Origin of the sequence: Protofrankia sp. Cas4 (assembly GCF_963555915.1) — a bacterium.
GTDB lineage: Bacteria > Actinomycetota > Actinomycetes > Frankiales > Frankiaceae > Protofrankia.
Genome location: NZ_CAUVXL010000182.1, coordinates 3,176 through 6,050, shown reverse-complemented (window position 1 = coordinate 6,050; position 2,875 = coordinate 3,176). Strand labels below are relative to the sequence as shown.

Sequence of the window (2,875 nt, the reverse complement as noted above, 5' to 3'; positions counted from 1 at the left end):
TTGGATCACCGGTTGGAGATCGATGAGGCGGGGGTGTGTTATGCCGCGTCGGACGGGGTGCTGCTGGCCTACCCCCATCCCGCACCCGGGGCGACCGTGCTGCCGGTGGAGGGTCCGCGGTTGGCGTTGACCTGCGACGTCGCCGGTGCCTATACCGTCACCGATCCGCAGGCCGGGCACACGTTGCACTTCGCGGTGCCGGCCGGCGGCGTCCGGGCGGTGGCGCTGCCGCTGGCGGCGATCACCGATCGTCACGGGAATCGTATCGAGTTGGGCTATGACGCCGCCGACGGGACGCTCGCTGAGATTAGCCATTCGGGTGGGTACCACCTGACGGTGAACACCCGGCAGGGTCTGATTACTGCGATCCGGTTGCGGGGGCGGGCGGGCGAACCCGACATCGAGGTCATCCGGTATGGCTATGACGGGGCCGGTCGGCTGATCGAGGTGGTGAACTCCTCGGGTCGGCCGTTGCGGTTTGCCTATGACGCTGCCGGGCGGATGATCGGTTGGATGGATCGTAACGGCACCGGCTACGCCTATACCTACGATGCGGCTGGTCGGGTGGTGCGGACCGTGGGTTCGGCGGGCTGCCTGGACGGGACGATCGTCTACGACACCGAGCGCGGTGTCACGGTGGAGACCAACTCGCTCGGTTATGCCACGGAATATCATTTCAACGACGTGATGCAGCTCCGCCAGCGGGTCGATCCGCTCGGGCATGCCACCGTCTACGCGTGGGATCGGTATGACCGCAAGCTGGCCGAAACCGATCCGTTGGGCCGCACGGTGCGGTACCGCTACGACGCCGAGGGTAACCTGACCGAGATTGTCCGACCGGATGGCAGCCGGATGACCGCACAATGGAATGCGCTGCGGCTGCCGGTGACGGTCATCGAACCGGACGGTGCCCGCTGGGAACGCTCCTACGATGACCGGGGCAACCCGACCGCGGTGGTCGACCCGGCCGGGGCGCGCACGGCATTCGCCTATGACGACCGTGGCCGGCTCACCACCGTCACCGACGCGCTCGGCCACACCCGGCGGGTGGCGAGCGATGCCGCCGGCCTGCCGGTCGCGGTGACCGATCCGCTCGGTGCGGTCACCGCGTACGAGCGGGACGGGTTCGGCCGGGTGGTCGCCATGACCGACCCGGTGGGCGGGACGACCCGGTTCGGGTGGACCGTCGAGGGCAGACCCGCATCCCGGACCCTGCCCGACGGTGCCACCGAGCGGTGGACCTACGACGGGGAAGGCAACCTGATCGAGCACCTTGACGCGGCCGGTTTGGTGACCCGCACCGAGGTGACGCATTTCGATCTGCCGGCGGCGCGGACCGGCCCAGACGGGGCACGGTTGGCGTTCGCCTACGACACCGAGCTGCGGCTGGTCGCCGTCACCAACCCGCACGGCCTGGTGTGGCGCTACGACTACGATCCGGCCGGCAATCTCATCCGGGAGACCGATTTCAACGGCCGCGTCCTTGCCTATACCCATGACGGCGCCGGGCAGCTCGTCGCGTCGACCAACGGTGCGGGGCAGACCCTGCGGTTCACCCGCGATCTGCTCGGAAACGTGACCGAGAAACGGGGCGACGATGCGGTGACGACGTTTGCCTACGACGCCGTCGGCCGGGTCGTGCGCGCTACCAACTCCGATGCGGACTGTGTGTTCGAGCGGGATCCTCTCGGCCGGGTGCTGGCCGAGACCTGCAACGGTCGGACGGTGTCCTCGACATTCGACGGGCTGGGCCGGCGGGTGCGGCGGGTGACGCCGTCCGGGGCGGACAGCGTCTGGGCGTATGGCCCGAACGACCTCCCGATCTTCCTGCACACCGCCGGTCGAACCCTGCGGTTCGCCCACGACGACGCCGGCCGGGAGGTCGCGCGCAGCCTGGACAGCGGGGTGGTGCTGGGGCAGGCGTGGGATGCCAACCACCAGCTGCTGTCGCAGACCGTGACCGCGCAGACGGTGGCCGCGGGTGGGTCGGGGACGGCGCGCCAGGCGCGGGTGCTGCAGCGTCGGGACTACTCCTACAGCCCGGATGGGTATGTCACCGAGATCGATGACATGCTCGCCGGCCTGCGCCGATTCGACCTCGACCTGGCGCGGCGGGTCACCGCCGTGCACGGCTCGGACTGGTCCGAGCGGTACGCCTACGACGATGCGGGCAACATTACCGACGCGTCCTGGCCGGTGCCCGCACAGCGCGATACGAACGATGGGCGCAATGCGTTGGGCACCGCCGCGCAGGGCGGTCGGGAGTACGCCGGTACGCTGATCCGCCGGGCCGGCCGCGTCCGCTACGAGCACGACGGCCAGGGCCGGGTGACGTTACGGCAGCAGAAGCGGCTGTCGGGAAAGCCGCGGACCTGGCGCTACAGCTGGGATGCTGACGATCGGCTGATCGGTGTGACCACGCCGGACGGTCGGCGCTGGCGGTATTCCTATGATCCGTTCGGCCGGCGGATCGCCAAGCAGCGCCTTGGCGGCGAGGGAGACGGCACCGGCGACGACGGCGGGGTGGGCGAACGGATCGACTTCGCCTGGGACGGCGCCGTCCTCGCCGAGCAGCGGCACGTCGCCGGGGACGAGCCGACGCCGCGCGTCACCACCTGGGATTGGGAACCCGGCGGTTTCCGGCCGCTCACCCAGTCCGAACGCCACCCGTCCGACCCGGCTGCCGGCGGTAAGTCCGGCGACGACACTGCCGAGCAGGCGTGGTTCGACGCCCGGTTCCACGCGATCGTCACCGACCTCGTCGGTACGCCCACCGAGCTCGTCGACCCCGACGGGGAGCTTTCCTGGCGGGCCCGGACGACGCTGTGGGGTGCCGGCCCGCCATCGTCCTCCGCCAGCGGTGCCGTCGACTGTC

1 protein-coding gene is annotated in these 2,875 nt (G+C 70.2%); it reads left to right on the top strand.

Annotated features, from left to right (window positions below):
- Positions 1–12: 12 nt before the first annotated feature.
- The coding region (locus tag U9979_RS16720; RefSeq protein WP_322780121.1) for an RHS domain-containing protein at positions 13–2,875 on the top strand (2,863 nt) is incomplete at its 3' end.